Below are 17,161 nucleotides of genomic sequence, written 5' to 3'. Positions count from 1 at the left end.
CGCGTATCCGAGGTCCTATAAAACGGCCCGGGCGCGTTCGCTCGTCTCCGGAAGCCTATCGCCGTCAGAACGGTGGACCGTCCGCGATCGATGCGCGAATCGCTCCGAGAACGGATCGTGATTCGATCAGCAGTTATCGATACGCAGCGACGGCAGGACGGCACTGACCACGTCGTGTATCGACCGGGAGTTTCGGTCGACCAGCGGAACGATCAGTCGCAGACTCCGTGGGTCGCTAGCCGATAGCGGAATCGGTCGTGGCGGAGAGTATATCTGTCGTTCCGTCCGTGATACCGCCGATTACGTCCGTCGTCCCATCCACGGTACCGTCGACTACGTCGGTGGTCCCGTCTACCGTTTCATCGACCACGTCAGTGGTTCCGTTCACGGTATCGTCGACCACGTCGGTAGTCCCGTCTACGGTCTCGTCGACCGCGTCCGTCGTATTGTCTACCGGTTCGTCGAGCGCCGTGTCGTTTACGGTCTCGTCGATTGCATCCGTCGTACTATTCGTAGTATTGCCGACCGCATCCGTCGTGGTGTCGACGGAACCGTCGACCCCGTCGGTCGTGTTGTTCGTCGTGTCGTCAATCGCGTCCGTCGTATTGTTCGTGGTATCGTCGACCGCAGCCGTCGTATTGTCCACGGTATCATCGACCGCATCCGTCGTATCGTTCACAGTATCATCGACTGCGTCCGTCGTATTGTCCACGGTATCATTGACCGCATCCGTCGTCTCATTCGTGGGATCGTCGATCGGATCCGTCATATTGTCGTCAGTGTCGTCGATCGGATTCCGCACGACATCGTTCCCGGTATCGTCGTCCGAACCCGTGTCGTCGTCGCCGGTACCGCCGTTAGAGCCAGTGTTGTCGTCCCCGGTACCGCCGTCAGAGCCAGTGTTGTCGTCCCCAGTACCGCCGTCAGAGCCAGTGTCGTCGTCCCCGGTACCGCCGTCCGAACCGGTGTTGTTCTCCCCGGTCGTCTCGTTCGGGTCCGTCGTGTTATCGTCGGTTTCGTTTGCCGCGGGGTCCGTTTCGTCGATCCCGTAGTCTTCTATCCCGAACAGACTTTTGATGGTCTTGATCGCGTTGATCGACTCGGGAAGCTGTTTCAGGAGCTCCAGCACCGCCTCCGGCGAGAGAACGACGGTCATCGAGTCGGCCTCACCCTGCTCGAACTCGACGTCGGTCCAAGGGCCGGTAAGCGCGGTGTCCTGAAACTCGACGTCGTTGAGTTGGAGTTCGATGCTCTCCTTCTCGTGATCCGATCCGCTAAAACAGATCGTGCTCGCGGCGATCACGCCGGATTCGATTCCGAACGTCTCTTGCCCGTCGGACGGGCCGGTACTGGTCGCGGAGACATCTCCCGATTCCGTCCGGAGATTCGTCGCCTCCTGCTTGTAGGCGTTCATCGAGATATTCTCGAGCGTCGGCGACGGGAGACACGCCAGGGAGTCGAGGGGGTCTCCGTCCAGTTGTGCGGCTTCGTTCGACGACGAACTCGAGCCCGGTGCCCCGGAGTAGGCCGCGGCCGGAGGGCTCGCGATGACCACGAGGACGAGGAAGGCGGCCACGAAGGTGCTGCGGTCGATCATTGGTACTGACTGTCGTATCTATCGCAATGTCATCACCCGTAATAGAAATTGACTGGCGTATCCCGGGCTCTTTATAAGAGGTCGTCGCCGGAGCCACGGCCGCCCCAGCGGTCGCGCGTCGGCGAATCGGACGGCGTCGAAACCTCGCACGTCACTCCACGACGGTGTGCTCGAGCGTGCCGATCCCCTCGACCTCGAGCGCCACCGTATCGCCGTCCTCGAGCCATTGCCCCAGTTCCAGCCCGCAGCCCTCGCCGACGGTGCCGCTGCCGATGACGTCGCCGGGGTGGAGCGTCTCGGACTGTGAGACGTGTTCGACGATCTCGGCGAAGGAGTGGTACATCTCGTCGACGGTGCCCTCCGACCAGACCTCGCCGTCGATTCGGGCGGTCATCGGGGCCTCGAGCACGTCGATGTCCTCGCGCGGGACGAAGTAGGGGCCGAGCCCGTTCGCGAAGTCCTTGCCCTTCGCGGGACCCAATCGGCCCTCCATCTCCCGCCCCTGGATATCGCGGGCGCTGAAATCGTTGAAGACGGTGTAGCCGGCGATGTGCGCCTCGGCTTCGGCGGCCGAGATGTCCCGGCCCCGCTTCCCGATCACGGCCGCAATCTCGAGTTCGTAGTCCATGATTTCGGAGTAGTCCGGCCACTGGATCGTCTCGCCGGGGGACACCACGCTGTCGGCGTTACCCTTGTAGTAGACCGGCAGGTCGTACCAGACGTCCGCGATCTCGCCGTCCATGCTGTTTTGCACGTGCTCTTCGATCGCCATGCAGTCGCGCAGCGAGTTCGGCCGGGGAAGCGGTGCGAGCAGGTCGTACTCGCCGGGTTCGTACCGGAGCGTCGCGCCGCCGGGACCGCGCTCGGCGTCGGTCTCGGCCGCGTACTCGAGCGCTTCCCTGGCGTCTTCGATCGCCCGGTCGCCGCGCTCGAGGAACGCGATCATCTCCGGGGGAACGTGTGCGCGGGCGAGGTCGGCCGGCGCGGGTTCACCTTCGGCCTCGAGGGCGGCCCCGTAGGCGGCGGTGAGGTCGACGAGCGTCGCGCCGCCGGCGGGCGAATTGTCGGGTTCTGTCGACTCGTCGACGGCACCGAGGCGTTCGACTGGACCGACCGGCGTATCGACTTCGATGGTCGCGAGTTTCATGCGGTCTCACCTTCCGTCTCCTCTCCGATAAGCGCGACCGGTCGCACCCAGCCGCCGCTCGCGTTCTCGATCTTGATGGGGAACGCGACGATCGGCACGTCGGTCTTGCGCGGCAGCGCGTCGAGATTCGCCATCTTCTCGATCTGGCAGTACTCGACCTCGCGGCCGGCGAAGTGGGCCGGCCAGAGCTCGTCTTCGTCGCCCGATTCGACGTAGCGTTCACCCATCGCGGTAAACGGTTTGTCGAAGCCGTACGCGTCGGTGCCGATCACCTTCACGCCCCGCTCGACGAGGTACTTCGTCCCCGCGGCGCTCATTCCAGGGAACTCGGTCAGGTACTCGGGTTGACCCCACAGCTCGTCGGCTCCGGTCTGGATCAGGACGATCTCGCCCGGCGAGAGGTCGTGGGCCAGTTCGTCGAGGGCGTCCTCGAGATCGGAAACCGAGATCTCGTCGCCGGGTTCCTTGTCGCGGAAGTCGAGGACCACCGCTGACCCCCGGCACCACTCGAGGGGGACCTCCTCGATCGTCTTCGCCGGTTCGCCGTCGACCTCGGGACCGTAATGCCAGGGCGCGTCGAGGTGGGTGCCGGCGTGGGGGATGACCTCGAGGTCCTCCCACGCCAGCCCCATCCCGTCGGGGAAGTCGTCGGCCTCGATGTCGTACCCCTGTGCCTGCAGCGTCTCGGCGAGGCGCTCCGCGCCGGCTTCGTGGTCGAACGCGTCGATGCTCGGCGGCGTGGGCTCGCTCGCGACGCCGTCCTCGAGGCCGATGCTCAGGTCGATCAGCGCGGTATCGTCGGCTGTTACCAGGTCGCGCATGGTCGCCACGATTCGGGGAGCCCAGTTAACAGTGACTGCGATTCGCTGGATTCTACACCGGCCAGTTCCGGTGGCCGCGGCCAATACTGTTACGAGAAACATGAAAAGCGAAAATCAGTATGTGCCCGGTAGTGCAGTTTCGGGCATGGAGACGGAATCCGAGTCGTGGGTCGCTCTTTTCACCGTGGGGATGTCGCTCAACGTCGTCGGTCTGCTCCTCTTGGATGCGATGGCATGGTACGTCCAGTACGCCGCGTTGGGGCTGTCGGTCGTCCTCGTGGGTATCGCAGTGTATCGCTTGATATCTGCCGAATCACGGGCGGAGTGAGGGGGATTTCCGGAAACGGAGTGGCTAACGGCCACCCCTCCGAGCGGCCGCTATCGACACCTCGGCGGCACCGAGATCCCGATCGACTCGTCTCGAGAAACTATTTACCGACCGGTGTGAACGTGACGAGCATGTACGATTTCGTCGTCGTCGGCGTCGGCCCGCCGGGCGCGCGCTTCGCACGCCGAGCGGCCGAAGAAGGCTACGACGTGCTCGCCCTCGAGAAAGGAGAGATCGGCGAGCCCCTCGCCTGTTCGGGCCACGTCAGTACCGACATCTGGGCGTTTACCGGCGACGGCGCTCGCGAGGAACTGTTCCAGAACGAGATCTACGGCGCGCGATTCCACGTCGGCGGGCCCGACAGCGACGACTACCCGTTCTACAAGGAATCGGTCGCCTCGAACGTCATCGACCGCGTCGGACTCGACCGCCACCTCGCGGCGCTCGCCCGCGAGGCGGGCGCGGACGTCCGCGAGGAACACACCGTCACCGGGGTCACCGAACACCGGGATCGCGTCGAAATCTCCGCAAACGGCCCCGACGGCACCGTCGAGTTCGAGGCGAAGATGCTCGCCGGCTGCGACGGCCCGCGCTCGAGAGTGCGAGACGAACTCGCACTTCCAAAGCCCGAGGAGTTCCTCCACGGCGTGCTCGCCTTCTCCGAGGAAGAAGACCACGAGGACTTCGTCGACGTCCACCTCACGCCGCCGACCTTTTTCGCGTGGCGGATCCCCCGCGGCGACGCCGGCGTCGAGTACGGGCTCGCAGCTCCGCCGGGCGTCCAGGTGTCCAAGCACTTCGAGGAGCTGATCGACGGCTACGAGATCGATGTCTCCCATCGCTGTTCGGGGGCGATCCCGATCGGATCGCCCGACCGAGTGACGACCCGCCGGGCCTTCCTCATCGGCGACGCGGCCGCCCAGACCAAGCCCTTCACCGGCGGCGGCATCCTCTATAGCATGACCAGCGCCGACCACGCCGCCCGCGAGATCGATCCCGACCGGCCGACCACGCTCGCGGCCTACGAGCGCGCCTGGCGCGACGACCTCGAGCGCGAACAGGAACTCGGGCGCTGGATTCGGCGAGCCTACTCGCTGCCCGAGCCGGTCCAGCGGCTCGGCCTCGGAGAGCTCTCGGGCGAGATCGGCGTTCACATGGACCGGCCGACGTCGCTGCTCTCGCCGCCGCATCTGAAGGCGGTTCTCTCGCGGTTCCGCGGCTAATTCAGACGGTCCGCTATCAGTCAGTTCCGATGCGACCCCAGCCGGATCGCGGTCGCGCCGGTACATCGGTACAGCAATCCGTCTCAGTCGAGCCACGACAACTCGCGGTCCCGCAGACCAGCCGCTCGCACCTCCAGCGGAGAGTGAGCCGACTCGCGTGCGATCTTTCCCGCACCGCTCTGTGGCGTCGACCGTCTCGAGTACCGGAGCCGACAGACCGAAGGTGCCGGTAGCGAAACGGGCGATAGATGACGGGACGGCAGTTGCGGTCGTCCGGGGTCGAGTTCGTCGCGGGGCTCCTCGAGCGCTACGGGGTGATCGACGCCGAGCGCTTTCGCTCGACGATGGAACTGGCGTGGCCTCGGATCGTCACCGGCTTCGCGATCATGTCCAAGCAGACGGCGGACCTCGCGATGGTCGGAATCGCGGTCGGGACCGCGGGAACCGCGGGGCTGGCGTTCGCGCTCGGCTACTGGCAGATCGTGACGCTACTGGGACTGGGCGTCGCGGGCGGGACCGTCACGCTCGTCTCGCAGAACTACGGGGGCGAGGAGCCCGCCCGCGCGTCGCTGGCCGTCACCCAGAGCGTTCTGCTCGCGATCGGACTCGCCCTCCCGATCGCGGCCGTCTTTCTCGCGTTTGCGAATCCGCTGATCGCAGTGCTCGGCGCCGGTCCGGACGCGGTTCGCCACGGTAGCGCCTATCTCGTCTTCGTCGCGCCTGCGGTGGTCTTCGAGCTCCTCAATCTCATCGCGAGTCGCACCTACACGGGCGTCGGCGACACGTTCACGGAGATGGTCGCCCGCGCCGGCGGCGCGGTGCTCAACGTGGTCTTCAGCGGCGTGCTCATCTTCGGGTTCGGATTAGGCGCCGCCGGTGCGGCGATCGGAACGACGCTCGCGAGCGGCTTCGTCACCCTCGTCCTCGCGTGGGGGATGCTCGGCCGGTCGTACGGCTGGCTCGGGATGGAGCCCAGTCCCGTGCCGATCGCGCGGTCGGGGCCGTGGCTCGAGCCGACCCTGTTCCGGCAGCTGATCGAGATCGCGACGCCGGAGATCGGTCGACGACTCGCACAGGGTATCGTCGTCTTCCCGCTGCTGTGGATCGCCGCCTCGTTCGGGCCGGTCGTCGTGACGGCCCTCGAGGTCGGACGGCGCGTCCGCGGTCTGATCAACAGCGTCAACTGGGGGCTGTCGCTGGCCTCGAGTTCCCTCGTCGGACAGCATCTGGGTGCCGGCGAGGAGGACGAGGCGGGGACGTACGGCGCGGCGATCATCCGGCTCTCGTTGCTACTCTACACCGTGGTCGCGGTGCTGGTCGTGGTTTTCGCACGACCGATCGCGGGAGTATTCGTCTCGGAGCCCGCGGCGATCGCACAGGCCGCCGTCTTCGTCGCCGTGGGCGCCGTCAGCTCGATCGGGTTCGGGATCGACGGAGCCGCAGCGGGGGCGCTGCTGGGTGCCGGCGACACCCGATGGCCGTTCGTCGCCTCGTTGCTCGGCCGGTACGCCTTCGCGCTCCCGGCAGCCGCGCTCGGACTAGTAACGCCGCTGGGCGCCGGCGGTCTCTACCTCGCGCTCTTGCTCGAGACGTCGGTTCCGGGCGGAATCAACTACTGGCTGTTCCGAAGCGGGCGGTGGAAAGCCGTGAGCCGGCGGTACCGTCCGTCCTCGGAACCCGGTTGAAACGCGGTCGTCCGAAGAGCGGATCACTGACGACTATCAGTAGTGACAGCCATTCGGCTTCTATGACCGACCGAGACGACGAACCGGCCGCCGCGCGCGGTCGTGACGGCGACGATGGTGACGAACGCGGCGACGGTATGGGGATCGGTATCGCGATCGGGATCTGCCTCGGCGTCGCGATCGGCGTTGCCACGGACAATCTGGCCGTCTGGCTCTCCATCGGCGTCGCGATCGGCGCCGGCTTCGGCGCGGCGCTGGAGCGGAAGTAGCGGATGGACACGGATCGAGCGGTCCACTCGACCGCGGCCCGCCTCGAGACGACAGGTATGCGGGCTGCTGTAACGATCTCCCGGCGCAACCGCGAACCGTCCTGCGCTCACTCCGGAACTGACTTGCAACAGCCCCTATTACTCCGGAGACTACCGATCCCGAAGCACACATCAGTGTAGAACGCCGGCAGGACAGCCGCTACGTGATCGAGACGGATTCGGATTCGAACAGCGGAATGCCGTTCGTCTCGAGGAAGACGAAGAGTCGAACGAGCGCGAGTCCGAGGACGATCACGCCGACGGTCGCGAGCGCGACGACCATCGCGTCGTCGACGGTCCCCAACTGAACCGTCAGGAGGGACGCCGAAAGTGCGAGTAGCGCGACTGTCGTCACTATCTGCATGGTCGAACAGCTCAGCGCGAACCACGTCGACTGGGGGACGTACCGGTCCCGCGTTCGGGCGCAAGCCATACGAAATGGTTAAACATCCAATAGTAAAGCGTTTTCGGAGGCGGCGCTCACGCATCAAACTGTTTCCAAACGAGGCTATCGACCGCTGTGACGGGCCGCTCGAGGCAATCACTCCTCCGTTCCGAGGATCCCGCAGGCGATCGCCTCGGGCTCGACGAGCTCCTCGCCCTCGACCGCGTCGGGATGCAACAGGAGGATCGTGTCGTCGGGCATCTCGTCCTCGACGCGAACGCGGCAGTCGAGTACCGTCTCGAGGTCGTCGACGTCGTCGATGTCGAACTCCCGCTCGCAGAGGAGCTCGGCGTTAGCCCGCGAGCAGACGAAGACGAGCGCCCCCGGTTCGAGGTGTTCGCTCTCGGCGGCCTCGAGCAGGGTCGCGAGCGAGTCGGAGCTGACGGCCTCGAGCGAGCGGATCGTCACCCGTTCGGTGTCCGAGCCGGGCGCTTGCTGTGACTGTGTGCGGATGCGGGCGGTCAGTTCCTCGAAGTCCGTTTCGGCGTCGAGACGTGCGGTCATACCCGCGTTCGGGGATCACGATGTTTGATAGTGTGGCCGGCTAGTTCCGGGACTCGAGAGTAGTGGTTGAGTGAGTCGATCAGATAGATCAGTGATGGCAAAGAAATACGCTCGGAAATGAACCGAGCGATTCGGTAACTACGTCTGCGAACAGAACGGTCACTACCCTTTTTATCAAAAGGTGACGATTACCGAATATGGTAGTACAAGTTCTACTCAGTTACACAACCCTTCTCGGAGTATTGTTCCTCATAGGCGTCTTAGCTGCGTCATACGCCGGAACAACACTTGCACTGAAGGAGTTTTTTGGGGACGAATATCAGGAACATCCGAGGAGTGAACGCCGATAGTTGTTTCACCTGTACTTCTCACGAGTTTCACGCTCAACTCCGAATAAAGAATCCGTACCACTAACTACTGTAAAGACGAGTGTCCTCCCTCTACTGGCAACAGGGAATCGCCACGCCCTCACCAACCGATTCGTTCGCTCCTTCCGTCGCTCACTCATCCCTCGCGCAGCGTCGGGTCGCGGCTCACCAATCGGTTCGCCGCGACTCAGCGCGCGCCACCGTACGGTCGTTTACCAGTATGGAGAAACAGCGAAAAGAGTGCACTGAACGGTTCGACACGAGTCACGTCTCCCCGGATCGATATCACTGAATCGGACAGTCAACCGCGCCACAGCAGTAGTTTTTACGCGACGGCGATGTACGAAGCCCGATGTCGACGATAGCAGACCTTCGACTGCCGGCGGCGGAAACGGCGTTGGCGACTGCCTTCGAGCGCGCGCCGGCGGCCACGTTCGAACTCGAGTCCTCGGTGTCGAAGACGCGCCCGTCGCTGTGGGTCGCCGGCGTCGATCGCGAGACGGTCGACGACGCGTTCGTGGCCGATCCCTCGGTTGAGGCGGCGGAACTCCTCGTCGAGACGGACTCGCGGCTGCTGTACGACGTTACCTTCGCGGACGAGACGGGAACCGAGATCCTCTGGAACGACCTGCTTATCGACGGCGGCTCGCTGCTCGAGGCGCGAGCGACCGACGGCTGGTGGCAGGTGACGGTTCGGTACCGCGACCGCGACCTGCTCACCGAGGCCTACGAACGGCTGGTCGGCCGCGGGATCAACGCCGATCTCCGCCGCGTGACCGACGTGACCGACGCCGACGGCCACGAGACCCGGTTGACGCCCGAACAGCAGGAAGCCCTCGAGGCCGCACTCGAATACGGCTACTTCGAGATTCCCCGCGGGGTGTCGATGGAGGAGTTGGCCGAGGAGCTCGGCATCTCTCATCAGGCGCTCTCCGAGCGGTTCCGACGGGCCTACGAGACGCTGGTCGACGCCGAACTCCAGCCCGCGGGCGAGGAGTCACAGTTCGAGTGACCGTCGATCGATCGGCGATCGGCTGCGACGGACTGTGATCGCGAGGCAGCGGTCGAATGGGAACGCGGCACAATCGTTATTTGGGTGGCTTGCGTTCGGCACCACATGACTAACCTGCTTTCCGACGAGGAGATCGAGACGCAACTCCCCGACGACTGGGATCGCGAGGGCGACGAGATCGTCCGCGTCTACGAGTTCGACGACTATCTCCGCGGCGTCAACTTCGCCCAGATGGTCGGCGAGATCGCCGAAGCGCAGTTCCACCACCCCGAGATCATCATCCGCTACGCCGGCGTCGAGATCCGGCTGACCTCCCACGAGGAAGGCGGCATCACCGAAGACGACATCGAGATGGCGGAACTGATCGAGTCCGAACGCGGCGACTGAAATCCCGGTCCCCAAACGATGGACGCCCGCTACGTCTTCCGCGTTCGCGTCCGCCTCGAGCCCGCCGGGGAGGGCGTCTCCCTCGAGCCGAGTAGCGCCGAGACGACGGTCACGCTCTTTCGAGCAGCCCCGGAGCCGGGTACCGAGGGCTGGCTGTTTTTCCGCGATACGCTGTGGCGCGGCGAGCTATCCGACGAGGACTACGCCCGCCGGCTCGCCGCGGAGTGGCTCGGCGGTCCCGAACTGACCGTCGAATCGGTCGACTTCCGCGAACTGCAGGCCGACGAAGAATATCTCGAGGCGCTGAAATCGGAGATCGAGGCGGATCTCGAAGCGTTTAACGCCGATGACGCTTCCGAGGTGTTGCCGAAGTATCTGGGCTCGAGTATTCGAGTGACGGATGCGTCGTGACCGTGCCGTGAGCTGACCGCGTTCCGTCCGGCGCTCGAGATTCGAGGGGCTCGGTCACTCGAGATGGACAGTCACTCGTCACTCGACGTCGTCGTGCGTCAGTAACGGGCGCGTTCGCTCGCCCTCGAGCGGATCGTAGGTGACGACCTCGAGGAGGTTGCCGTCCGGATCGAGGAAGTAGAATCCCTCGAACTCGCCCCAATCATACGGACCTTGCTTCGGGAACTGCCCGCCCAGATCGTCCAGCAGGTCCTCGTAGGGCTCGCGGTCGGTCGCGAACGCGAGGTGGGCCTTGTCGAGGGGGTGGTCGAGCCCGCGCTCGTCCCAGTTCTCGGCGCGGCCGGTTTCGGCCAGCGTCACGACCGTCTCGCCGGCCCGAAACATCGCGTGTGCGCCCCGGAAGTCCTCGGGGGGTCTGACCAACTCGAGATCGAGAGCGTCGCGGTAGAACTCGTAACAGGGCTCGAGCGCGTCGACGTCGACGTTGATGTGATCGACAGCGTCCATGCCAGAGAGTATCACGGGAGGGGACAAGAGGCTAGCCGTGGCAGTAGCGTCGGACCGGCCTTGAGCGAGTTCGCAACGAGCGGTCGTCCCTCAGGAACTATCAGCCCGCGAGGGTGACGGCGTCTGCCGCCACTCCGGCTCCTCCCGAGGCGGCGCGAGGACCCCGAGCCCGAACGCGTCCTCGCGGCTTCGGTTCTCCGCGCCGTGGCGTTCGTCGCTCGCGAATCGGTACGCGTCGCCGGCCGTGAGCGCGTACGCTTCGCCCTCGACGAGCGCGGTGAGTTCCCCCTCGAGGACGAACCCGATCTGTTCGTTGTCGTGCGCGTGGACCGGCAGCGTCGCCCCGGCTTCGATCCGCCAGTAGACCATCCCCGCTCGTTCCCCGGCGGGGAGCGCCGCGAGGTGGACGCCGTCGGCGACCTCCTCGAACGCCGCCCGGTCCGTCGATCGTTTCTCCATGTGAGCAGGCAACACTCCCCACGCCGGCACTGATAAACGTATCGTGAAAACGCTTTAAGCACCTCAGCGGTGTTGGTTGTCACATGTTGACATACCAATCGGTCCGGCTGTTTCACCTCCCGTTCTCGTTCATGCTGCCCCAGCGGGTGGCGGCCGAAAGAGGCTACTTCCGGGATGCGGGGCTCGCGGTCGAACTGGTCGAACGGGACAGACGCGACGTCGAAGTCAAGTACATCCCGGCGGCGGAAACGCTGACGGACGGCTACGACGTGGACCTCTACCCCATCTGCAAGTGGGAGAGCCTCCGCCGGACGTGGGAGATGGACGACGGCCGCATCGTCGCGAACGGCACCTTCGCGAACCTCCCCTACACCGTCTTTACGCGACCGGACTCCGCCGTCGAGACGCCGGCCGACCTCGCGGACGTCCCCGTCGGCGTCAACCTGCGGACCGGGCAGGAGTACACCGCGCGAAAGGCCCTCGAGGAACACGTTCCGCCCGACGAGATCGACCTCGTCGGCTGCGGAATGCCGACCGACCGGCTGCGGGCCCTTCGCGAGGGACGCGTCGACGCCGTGACGCTCATCGACCCCCACAGCACCCTCGCCGACCACCTCGGCTTCCGGCGGCTCCTCGAGTATGACAACCACATGGGCATCGTCGGCAGCGCCGAGATCGACCGCGACGTGCTCGAGGCGTTCCTGCAGGCCTACGGCCGCGCGGTCGACGACATCAACGCCGATCCCGACGCCTTCCGCGGGACGTATCTCGAGTTGCTCGAGGCCGACGCGGCGGTCGCGCCCGACCTGTTCGACGAGGTCGACGTCGACGCCGTCCGCGAAGCGATTACCGTTCCCGAGTACGAGGTCCCCGAGCCCGCCGACCGCGCGGAACTCGACGACCACCTCGAGTGGATGCAAGCCCGCGGATTGATCGGCGAGGACGCGACGATCGACGACATCGTCGCGCCGTTGTGATCGGTTCCGAACATCCCCAGAAACACCCACACTCACGACCTACTCATGACCGATATCGACATCAGTTCCCAACAGGCCGCGATCGACGAGTTCCAGGGCGACCCCGGCGACCGTCCCGTGTTGCGGGCGCGGTTCGAGCACAACGGCAGCCCGCGGTACATGCTCTATACGATCAAGCGCTTCGGCTACGACCACGACCACGGCTTTCACCTCGACTTGCAACTCGTCTCCGACGAACTCGAGGCGGGCCGCGAGACCGTCGAGGCGAAACTGCAGGACGGCGACGCCGACCTGATCGACATCGACTACATCTCGACGGCCCGCGAGCGCGCCGACGGCGCGTCGATCGTCGCCGTCCACCCCTACGGCCAGACCGTCGGCGGGCTGGTCGTCCCCGACGACTCGCCGATCGACGGACTCGCGGATCTCTCGGGCCACCGGATCGGCGTCGTCAGACGCCTCGACAAGAACTGGATCCTGGTCCGGGCGGCCTGCCGCGAGTTCCACGGCTTCGACCCCGACGAGACGGCCACGCCGATCGAGGCCGGCTCGAAGGTCGAGCTCACCCGGCTCCTGAAGGACGGCGAGGTCGACGCGATCCTCCAGTTCTGGCAGATTATCCCGGAGATCGTCGAGACCGGACCCTACCGCGAGCTACTGCCGATGTCGCGGCTGGTAGACCGCCTCGCGGACGCCGGTAGCGATACCGACACCGACGGCGATCGCCCGATTCCGGTCTCGACATTCCTGACCAGCGAGGGGTATCTCGCCGATCACCCCGATGCTATCCGCGGATTCCGGGACGCGTTTCGGGACGCCGTCGAACGACTGCAACGCGACGACGAACTCTGGGACGAAATCGGCGCACAGCTCATGTACGAGGACGACCCCGCGGTCGTCCGAGCCGTCCGCGATCGGTGGCGAGAGATGGTCGTTCCCGACTGGGACGAGTCGACGGTCGAGGGGATGGAACGGCTGTTCGACGAACTGCATGCGGTCGCCGGCGCGGACGCACTCGGCGTCGACGAACTGCCGGACGGACTGTTCCGACCGACCCTCGAGGTGGACGCATGACCGCGACGGACACCGAGTCCCTCTCGTTCCAGCTCAACTGGGAACCCAACGGCTTCCAGTCGCCGTACTTCCTCGCCCGCGAAGCGGGGTTCTACGAGGCCGAGGGCCTCGCGGTCGAGTTCGTCGAGGGCCACGGCTCGCCGTTCGCGGCCGAGCGCGCTGCCCGCGGCGAGAGCGACATCGCGCTCGCCGGTGCGAGCGCCGTACTGACGAAGCAGAGCGAGGGCTTCGAGCCGCTGGCGGTCGCGGCGGTGACCCAGAAGACGCCGGCGGCCGTCTACACCCTGCGGGACGTCTTCGGCGAGGAACTCTCCGAGCCCGAACAGCTCGCGGGCCGGACCGTCGCGCCGTCCGCCACGAAGACGCGGATTCTCACCGCCCAGCTCCTCGAGGACGCGGGCATTCGCGACGAGGTCGAACTCCTCGAGGTCGACCCGCACACGCACCACCGCGTCCAGCACAAGGTGATCGACGGGACGGTCGACGCGGCGGTCGGCGTCGTCACGAACGGGATCGAAATCGGCCGGGAACACGATCGGACGGCCGACGAACTCCCGATCGGCGACTATCTGGACATCTACGGGATGACGCTCGTCACCGGCCCCGAGTTCGCGGACGAGAACCCGGAAACGATTCGATCCTTCCTGCGGGCGACCGCCCGCGGGTGGGCCGTCGCGACCCGCGACCCCGAGCGCGCGATCGACGTCCTCGTCGACCGGAACGCTACGCTCGAGCGCAACCGGGAGATCGAGCGACGCAAGTTCGAAACCGCCGCGAACCGGCTGCAGTTCACCCCGTCCGTTCGGGATCACGGCTGGGGTGTGCAGGATCCGGCCCGCTGGCGGCGACTCGGGGAGACGCTCTCGGAGACGGCGCTGCTCGAGGGAGCGATCGATCCCGACGCGGTGTGGACCGACGAGTTCCGGCCGGCCAACGAGCCGCTCGTCGCCGAGTACGCCGATCGGATCCGGCCGACGGCGGAGTGATCGCGTCGACGAGTTCCGTCTCGATCCCCGCGATCCCCGCGATCCCCGCGATCCCCGCGATCCCCGCGATCCCCGCGATCCCCGCGTTCCCGCCATCGACCGTTTCGCGACGGTCGACAGGCATTTACTGGAGAACCCCGTACATCTGTGTCCGAATGGCCCTCGAGAAATCCGAGTACGACTTCTGGCTGCTGGACCTCGACGGGACCCTCGTCGACGTCGAGTGGTCTTACACCCGCGAGGTGTTCGACCGGGTCGGCGACCGGCTGGGGCGGGAGTTCACCGACCGGGAGGCCGACATCCTCTGGAGCGGCCTGACCGGCTCCCGGGACCGCCAGCTCGAGGAGTGGGGCGTCGATCCGCAGGCGTTCTGGGAGGTCTTCCACGACGAGGAGGACCCGCTGGTGCGAGCCGAACAGACCTACCTCCACGAGGACGCCGCGTTCGTCGCCGACCTCGAGGCACCGGTCGGGCTGGTCACGCACTGTCAGGAGTTCCTCGCCGAGCCGGTGTTGGAACACGTCGGGATCCGCGACTGGTTCGACGCGCGCCTGTGCTGTACCGAGGAGACGGGCTGGAAGCCCGACCCGGGCCCCGTCGAGCGCGTCATGACTGACCTCGGCGTCGCCTACAACGGCCACCGAGGCGTGCTCGCAGGCGACGGCGCCTGTGACGTCGGCGCGGCGTGGAACGCCGGACTCGACGCGATCCACGTCGAACGCGTCGGCCACGAGCGGCGGGGGCGGTGCGTGCTCGGCGATCACCGCGTCCGGTCGTTCGACGAACTGGACTGATCGGGTCCGCTCGCCGTTCGATGACGCCCATCGATCAGCGATTGGCTGACGTTTCAAGGCGAGCGCCCTTTCTGGTGGGCGTCTGAGCTGTCGTATGGAAATTGACAGTACGGATCGCGCGATCCTCTATCTCCTGCAGGCGGAGAGCCGGGCGGATTTCACGCACGACGACATCGCCGAGCGGATCGACGTCTCCTCGAGCACCGTCAGTAACCGCATTCAGCGGCTGGAAGCGGAGGGCGTCCTCGAGAAGTTCGATCCGGTGATCGACTACGTAGCGGCGGGTGCACCTCACCATATCCTGTTCATCTGTACGGCACCGATCGCCGAGCGCAAGACGCTCTGCGAGGAGGTGATCGAGGTACCGAACGTGGTCAATACCCGAGAGTTGTTGACCGGATCGCAGAACCTCCACGTCGAGGCCGTCGGAATGACGGCCGAAGATATCGAAGCCGTTACGGAGGATTTGGACGCTCTCGGCCTCGAAATCAATGGATCGGAGATACTCAGAACGGAGTACAGCCGCCCGTTCGATCACTTCGGATCCGAAGTGGTAGATGACTCCGCAGCAGAGTAACCGTCGCCGAGCGCTCGTTCCGGTGGCCCGTCGAAAGAACGAACCGATATTGTGTGGGGCGTAGCCAGAACGAATCTTTCCTGCTGGACATCGGCAACGGGATATACCATTGTACTTATACATCTGACCGACCTTACTCGGATAATGGATTCCCAGTCATCGGACCGATCGTCCGTCGATGCAGCGGCCCCAGTCTCGATCCGCGTCGTGGAAGCAGTCGCAGCCCGAGACGGGGTCGACCCGCTCGAGCTCTCGCCGCCACTCCACGACGCGATCGATCCGACCGCGTTGGACGCGCTCTTCGAGCCGACCGGATCCGGAGACCGGACCTCCGGCACCGTTTCGTTCACCTATCGAGGGCACAGGATACGCGTCGACAGCGACGGGCAGGTCTCCCTCGAGACCGAGCGTGAGGGAGACAGGCAGACCACAAAAAATTCAGTAGTCCAGTCGAAGACGGAGTCACGATGAAGTACTGCCTCGACTGCGACTGGCATCTGAACGCCGCCACCGAACCGTCACAACACGCTCGTTCGCAGGCGGCGATCGATCATTACGTCGAGACGGGACACACGATCGACTCGAGCGAATCGATCGTCCGCCCGGCGACGCCCGACCTGGCCGGCGAGCTATTCGTTCGGGATCTCGTTCCCTCGAGCGACTGAGCGTCGGGTAGTCGGCGTCTCACCGTCGCTATCCGTAGTGTTTCTCGAGGTAATCGACGATTTCGTCGCTCTCGTAGAGCGATTCCTCGCGGTCGGTGTCGACGAGGAACGGAGTCGCGTCCTCGCCGCCCAGATCGAGCATCGCCTGGTGGGTCCACTCGTTGAGTATCTCGCCGTCGCCGCCGGGTCGGCGCGGGTTGTGAACCACGTATGAGACGCCGAGATCCGTCAGTTTCTCGCGGACGTCAGCGCTGTGCGGACAGCCTTCCGCCTGGTAGAGCTCGAGCATTCTATGCACGCCGACCACACCGTTTCCCGTAAACGTTGGCCGTGCACCTGACGCCGATCGTCCCCGTGGCGCAATCTCCGGCGAACAATACGTCAGCATTCACGCAATCTTACCATTATATCGACAGGAAAGCTTATGCCGGGATACTCGGGTTATCGAGCATGGCACGCGACACGCCCAGACGAAATCGAACTGACTCAGCCGCAACCGACGCTCAACTGCCGAATCTCGTGACTATCGTCGGTCGAGGCGTCCCCTCGAACTACGAGATCGCCGTCGACGGAGACCTCGAGATGCTGGCGGACGATCCGATGGCCGAGGGAACCATCCTCTCGGGCGGCGTCGCCGAAGGGGCGATCGACGTCGGCGTCCAGCGGTTCCGCTTTTCGGGCGAGATGGCGAACGTTCGACTCGTCGACTGGAACGGCAACGAAGCGCTCAACTCCGCGAGCGTCCCGACGGTCCACGTCGAGTACGGCGCGCCGGACCGATAACGCAGCTACGACTCGATCGACAGACGGCCTGGGTGAGGAGGTCCGTACACGCTATCTACCGAGCGACGCGTCTGTGCTGGCGGAGCATTCCTCGAGCCGAAAC

The 17,161-nt window shown here is 65.3% G+C and carries 24 protein-coding genes; 16 read left to right on the top strand and 8 right to left on the bottom strand.

The annotated features are described in order from the left end of the window. Positions 1-235 precede the first annotated feature (235 nt). The 3 genes from AC0QDI_RS11680 to AC0QDI_RS11670 form a co-directional block, all read right to left on the bottom strand. Positions 236-1,597: a hypothetical protein gene (locus tag AC0QDI_RS11680; protein ID WP_474668285.1), complete on the bottom strand. Its 1,362-nt coding sequence runs from the start codon at positions 1,595-1,597 to the stop codon at positions 236-238. A gap of 151 nt (positions 1,598-1,748) precedes the next feature. Beyond that, the gene (locus AC0QDI_RS11675; RefSeq protein ID WP_474668283.1) at positions 1,749-2,744 is read right to left on the bottom strand and encodes a fumarylacetoacetate hydrolase family protein; all 996 of its coding nucleotides are present in this window, start codon (positions 2,742-2,744) and stop codon (positions 1,749-1,751) included. Next, complete coding sequence (locus tag AC0QDI_RS11670) at positions 2,741-3,565, bottom strand: cyclase family protein (RefSeq protein WP_474668282.1); 825 nt, start codon at positions 3,563-3,565, stop codon at positions 2,741-2,743. The genes AC0QDI_RS11675 and AC0QDI_RS11670 overlap by 4 nt, the downstream gene beginning before the upstream one ends. Before the next feature lie 145 nt (positions 3,566-3,710). Between AC0QDI_RS11670 and AC0QDI_RS11665 the strand changes: the two genes are divergently transcribed. The 4 genes from AC0QDI_RS11665 (at position 3,711) to AC0QDI_RS11650 (ending at position 7,070) form a co-directional block, all read left to right on the top strand. After that, positions 3,711-3,893: a hypothetical protein gene (locus AC0QDI_RS11665; RefSeq protein WP_474668280.1), complete on the top strand. Its 183-nt coding sequence runs from the start codon at positions 3,711-3,713 to the stop codon at positions 3,891-3,893. A gap of 131 nt (positions 3,894-4,024) precedes the next feature. Continuing rightward, positions 4,025-5,116: a geranylgeranyl reductase family protein gene (locus tag AC0QDI_RS11660; RefSeq protein WP_474668278.1), complete on the top strand. Its 1,092-nt coding sequence runs from the start codon at positions 4,025-4,027 to the stop codon at positions 5,114-5,116. Positions 5,117-5,364: 248 nt separating this feature from the next. Next, positions 5,365-6,801, top strand: coding sequence for an MATE family efflux transporter (locus tag AC0QDI_RS11655; RefSeq protein WP_474668276.1), 1,437 nt, complete (start codon positions 5,365-5,367; stop codon positions 6,799-6,801). Between the two features lie 62 nt (positions 6,802-6,863). Beyond that, the gene (locus AC0QDI_RS11650) at positions 6,864-7,070 is read left to right on the top strand and encodes a glycine zipper domain-containing protein (protein ID WP_474668274.1); all 207 of its coding nucleotides are present in this window, start codon (positions 6,864-6,866) and stop codon (positions 7,068-7,070) included. 199 nt (positions 7,071-7,269) lie between these two features. On the opposite strand, the gene AC0QDI_RS11645 is transcribed toward AC0QDI_RS11650, so the two are convergent. After that, positions 7,270-7,542 carry a hypothetical protein gene (locus AC0QDI_RS11645; RefSeq protein WP_474668272.1) on the bottom strand — a complete coding sequence of 91 codons (273 nt, stop codon included), beginning with the start codon at positions 7,540-7,542 and terminating at the stop codon, positions 7,270-7,272. Between the two features lie 108 nt (positions 7,543-7,650). Further along, positions 7,651-8,058 carry a hypothetical protein gene (locus AC0QDI_RS11640; RefSeq protein ID WP_474668270.1) on the bottom strand — a complete coding sequence of 136 codons (408 nt, stop codon included), beginning with the start codon at positions 8,056-8,058 and terminating at the stop codon, positions 7,651-7,653. 197 nt (positions 8,059-8,255) lie between these two features. Between AC0QDI_RS11640 and AC0QDI_RS11635 the strand changes: the two genes are divergently transcribed. The 4 genes from AC0QDI_RS11635 to lwrS all read left to right on the top strand — a co-directional run bounded on the left by AC0QDI_RS11635 (position 8,256) and on the right by lwrS (position 10,236). After that, positions 8,256-8,408, top strand: coding sequence for a hypothetical protein (locus tag AC0QDI_RS11635; protein ID WP_474668268.1), 153 nt, complete (start codon positions 8,256-8,258; stop codon positions 8,406-8,408). A gap of 370 nt (positions 8,409-8,778) precedes the next feature. Then, a complete protein-coding gene (locus AC0QDI_RS11630) occupies positions 8,779-9,438 on the top strand; it encodes a helix-turn-helix domain-containing protein (protein ID WP_474668266.1) in 660 nt (219 codons plus the stop codon). A 105-nt stretch (positions 9,439-9,543) separates the two neighbouring features. Continuing rightward, on the top strand, positions 9,544-9,825 hold the full coding sequence (locus tag AC0QDI_RS11625) for a 4a-hydroxytetrahydrobiopterin dehydratase (RefSeq protein WP_474668264.1): 282 nt from the start codon (positions 9,544-9,546) through the stop codon (positions 9,823-9,825). An 18-nt stretch (positions 9,826-9,843) separates the two neighbouring features. Beyond that, positions 9,844-10,236 (top strand): LWR-salt protein, encoded by a 393-nt coding sequence (gene lwrS / locus AC0QDI_RS11620; RefSeq protein WP_474668262.1) that lies wholly within the window; start codon positions 9,844-9,846, stop codon positions 10,234-10,236. A 78-nt stretch (positions 10,237-10,314) separates the two neighbouring features. Here lwrS and AC0QDI_RS11615 read toward each other — a convergent pair whose 3' ends face one another. Beyond that, positions 10,315-10,743, bottom strand: a complete 429-nt coding sequence (locus tag AC0QDI_RS11615; protein WP_474668260.1) for a VOC family protein — start codon at positions 10,741-10,743, stop codon at positions 10,315-10,317. Between the two features lie 90 nt (positions 10,744-10,833). Further along, entirely contained in the window at positions 10,834-11,202 is a 369-nt protein-coding gene (locus AC0QDI_RS11610) for a cupin domain-containing protein (protein WP_474668259.1), read from the bottom strand. 83 nt (positions 11,203-11,285) lie between these two features. Between AC0QDI_RS11610 and AC0QDI_RS11605 the strand changes: the two genes are divergently transcribed. From AC0QDI_RS11605 to AC0QDI_RS11575, 7 genes are all read left to right on the top strand, one after another. Then, positions 11,286-12,179 carry an ABC transporter substrate-binding protein gene (locus AC0QDI_RS11605; protein ID WP_474668258.1) on the top strand — a complete coding sequence of 298 codons (894 nt, stop codon included), beginning with the start codon at positions 11,286-11,288 and terminating at the stop codon, positions 12,177-12,179. 45 nt (positions 12,180-12,224) lie between these two features. Next, complete coding sequence (locus AC0QDI_RS11600) at positions 12,225-13,253, top strand: ABC transporter substrate-binding protein (protein ID WP_474668257.1); 1,029 nt, start codon at positions 12,225-12,227, stop codon at positions 13,251-13,253. Continuing rightward, the gene (locus AC0QDI_RS11595; RefSeq protein ID WP_474668255.1) at positions 13,250-14,239 is read left to right on the top strand and encodes an ABC transporter substrate-binding protein; all 990 of its coding nucleotides are present in this window, start codon (positions 13,250-13,252) and stop codon (positions 14,237-14,239) included. Before AC0QDI_RS11600 ends, AC0QDI_RS11595 begins: the two co-directional genes overlap by 4 nt. Before the next feature lie 155 nt (positions 14,240-14,394). Beyond that, the gene (locus tag AC0QDI_RS11590) at positions 14,395-15,033 is read left to right on the top strand and encodes an HAD family hydrolase (protein ID WP_474668253.1); all 639 of its coding nucleotides are present in this window, start codon (positions 14,395-14,397) and stop codon (positions 15,031-15,033) included. 94 nt (positions 15,034-15,127) lie between these two features. After that, the gene (locus AC0QDI_RS11585; protein WP_474668251.1) at positions 15,128-15,610 is read left to right on the top strand and encodes an Lrp/AsnC family transcriptional regulator; all 483 of its coding nucleotides are present in this window, start codon (positions 15,128-15,130) and stop codon (positions 15,608-15,610) included. Between the two features lie 144 nt (positions 15,611-15,754). Further along, complete coding sequence (locus tag AC0QDI_RS11580; protein WP_474668249.1) at positions 15,755-16,081, top strand: HalOD1 output domain-containing protein; 327 nt, start codon at positions 15,755-15,757, stop codon at positions 16,079-16,081. Beyond that, positions 16,078-16,275 (top strand): hypothetical protein, encoded by a 198-nt coding sequence (locus tag AC0QDI_RS11575; protein ID WP_474668247.1) that lies wholly within the window; start codon positions 16,078-16,080, stop codon positions 16,273-16,275. The genes AC0QDI_RS11580 and AC0QDI_RS11575 overlap by 4 nt, the downstream gene beginning before the upstream one ends. A gap of 28 nt (positions 16,276-16,303) precedes the next feature. On the opposite strand, the gene AC0QDI_RS11570 is transcribed toward AC0QDI_RS11575, so the two are convergent. Next, entirely contained in the window at positions 16,304-16,564 is a 261-nt protein-coding gene (locus AC0QDI_RS11570; RefSeq protein ID WP_474668246.1) for a glutathione S-transferase N-terminal domain-containing protein, read from the bottom strand. 161 nt (positions 16,565-16,725) lie between these two features. Between AC0QDI_RS11570 and AC0QDI_RS11565 the strand changes: the two genes are divergently transcribed. Then, positions 16,726-17,058, top strand: a complete 333-nt coding sequence (locus AC0QDI_RS11565; RefSeq protein WP_474668244.1) for a hypothetical protein — start codon at positions 16,726-16,728, stop codon at positions 17,056-17,058. Positions 17,059-17,161 lie beyond the last annotated feature (103 nt).

Source organism: Natrinema sp. LJW11 (assembly GCF_056135975.1).
The sequence above is the reverse complement of the archived record's forward strand: the minus strand, read 5'-3'. Positions and strand labels throughout refer to the sequence as shown.

Bases quoted from the DNA above. Each gene is read 5' to 3' on its own strand.
- AC0QDI_RS11635 (WP_474668268.1), top strand. From the start codon at position 8,256: ATGGTAGTACAAGTTCTACTCAGTTACACAACCCTTCTCGGAGTATTG.
- AC0QDI_RS11565 (WP_474668244.1), top strand. From the start codon at position 16,726: ATGGCACGCGACACGCCCAGACGAAATCGAACTGACTCAGCCGCAACC.
- AC0QDI_RS11580 (WP_474668249.1), top strand. From the start codon at position 15,755: ATGGATTCCCAGTCATCGGACCGATCGTCCGTCGATGCAGCGGCCCCA.
- AC0QDI_RS11570 (WP_474668246.1), bottom strand. From the start codon at position 16,564: ATGCTCGAGCTCTACCAGGCGGAAGGCTGTCCGCACAGCGCTGACGTC.
- AC0QDI_RS11625 (WP_474668264.1), top strand. From the start codon at position 9,544: ATGACTAACCTGCTTTCCGACGAGGAGATCGAGACGCAACTCCCCGAC.
- AC0QDI_RS11600 (WP_474668257.1), top strand. From the start codon at position 12,225: ATGACCGATATCGACATCAGTTCCCAACAGGCCGCGATCGACGAGTTC.
- AC0QDI_RS11610 (WP_474668259.1), bottom strand. From the start codon at position 11,202: ATGGAGAAACGATCGACGGACCGGGCGGCGTTCGAGGAGGTCGCCGAC.
- AC0QDI_RS11655 (WP_474668276.1), top strand. From the start codon at position 5,365: ATGACGGGACGGCAGTTGCGGTCGTCCGGGGTCGAGTTCGTCGCGGGG.
- AC0QDI_RS11595 (WP_474668255.1), top strand. From the start codon at position 13,250: ATGACCGCGACGGACACCGAGTCCCTCTCGTTCCAGCTCAACTGGGAA.
- AC0QDI_RS11630 (WP_474668266.1), top strand. From the start codon at position 8,779: ATGTCGACGATAGCAGACCTTCGACTGCCGGCGGCGGAAACGGCGTTG.
- AC0QDI_RS11585 (WP_474668251.1), top strand. From the start codon at position 15,128: ATGGAAATTGACAGTACGGATCGCGCGATCCTCTATCTCCTGCAGGCG.
- AC0QDI_RS11640 (WP_474668270.1), bottom strand. From the start codon at position 8,058: ATGACCGCACGTCTCGACGCCGAAACGGACTTCGAGGAACTGACCGCC.
- AC0QDI_RS11575 (WP_474668247.1), top strand. From the start codon at position 16,078: ATGAAGTACTGCCTCGACTGCGACTGGCATCTGAACGCCGCCACCGAA.
- AC0QDI_RS11680 (WP_474668285.1), bottom strand. From the start codon at position 1,597: ATGATCGACCGCAGCACCTTCGTGGCCGCCTTCCTCGTCCTCGTGGTC.
- lwrS (WP_474668262.1), top strand. From the start codon at position 9,844: ATGGACGCCCGCTACGTCTTCCGCGTTCGCGTCCGCCTCGAGCCCGCC.
- AC0QDI_RS11650 (WP_474668274.1), top strand. From the start codon at position 6,864: ATGACCGACCGAGACGACGAACCGGCCGCCGCGCGCGGTCGTGACGGC.
- AC0QDI_RS11645 (WP_474668272.1), bottom strand. From the start codon at position 7,542: ATGGCTTGCGCCCGAACGCGGGACCGGTACGTCCCCCAGTCGACGTGG.
- AC0QDI_RS11675 (WP_474668283.1), bottom strand. From the start codon at position 2,744: ATGAAACTCGCGACCATCGAAGTCGATACGCCGGTCGGTCCAGTCGAA.
- AC0QDI_RS11615 (WP_474668260.1), bottom strand. From the start codon at position 10,743: ATGGACGCTGTCGATCACATCAACGTCGACGTCGACGCGCTCGAGCCC.
- AC0QDI_RS11665 (WP_474668280.1), top strand. From the start codon at position 3,711: ATGGAGACGGAATCCGAGTCGTGGGTCGCTCTTTTCACCGTGGGGATG.
- AC0QDI_RS11590 (WP_474668253.1), top strand. From the start codon at position 14,395: ATGGCCCTCGAGAAATCCGAGTACGACTTCTGGCTGCTGGACCTCGAC.
- AC0QDI_RS11660 (WP_474668278.1), top strand. From the start codon at position 4,025: ATGTACGATTTCGTCGTCGTCGGCGTCGGCCCGCCGGGCGCGCGCTTC.
- AC0QDI_RS11605 (WP_474668258.1), top strand. From the start codon at position 11,286: ATGTTGACATACCAATCGGTCCGGCTGTTTCACCTCCCGTTCTCGTTC.
- AC0QDI_RS11670 (WP_474668282.1), bottom strand. From the start codon at position 3,565: ATGCGCGACCTGGTAACAGCCGACGATACCGCGCTGATCGACCTGAGC.